Origin of the sequence: Stenotrophomonas sp. YIM B06876 (genome assembly GCF_030711595.1) — a bacterium.
Taxonomy (GTDB): domain Bacteria; phylum Pseudomonadota; class Gammaproteobacteria; order Xanthomonadales; family Xanthomonadaceae; genus Stenotrophomonas.
Window position 1 is genome coordinate 1 of record NZ_JAUJUJ010000592.1, and the last position, 405, is coordinate 405.

Below are 405 nucleotides of genomic sequence, written 5' to 3' on the forward strand. Positions count from 1 at the left end.
GTTGGCGCGCTGCTGGCCGCCACCACCGGCGTGGTGGCCGCGTCCGTGATCTCGATGGGCCTGATCTCGCTGCCCATCATGCTGCGCTACGGCTACGACCGGCGCCTCGCCACCGGCGTGATCGCCGCCTCGGGCACGCTGGCGCAGATCATCCCGCCCTCGCTGGTGCTCATCATCCTGGCCGACCAGCTGGGCCGCAGCGTCGGCGACATGTACAAGGGCGCCTTCATTCCCGGCTTCATGCTGACCGGCCTCTACGCGCTCTACGTGATCCTGCTGGCCGTCTTCAAGCCCCAGTGGGTGCCGGCGCTGCCGCCCGAGGCGCGCACCATCCGCGAAGACAGCGGCAAGAGCGGCCTGCCCTCGCTGCTGGTGCTCACCGTGGTGTCGGTCGGCGCATCGCTG

General features: G+C 70.4%; 1 protein-coding gene. It reads left to right on the forward strand.

Going from position 1 to position 405, the window contains the following annotated elements; genetic code table 11:
* The coding region (locus QZH66_RS18630) for a TRAP transporter large permease subunit (protein ID WP_305807266.1) at positions 1-405 on the forward strand (405 nt) is incomplete at both ends.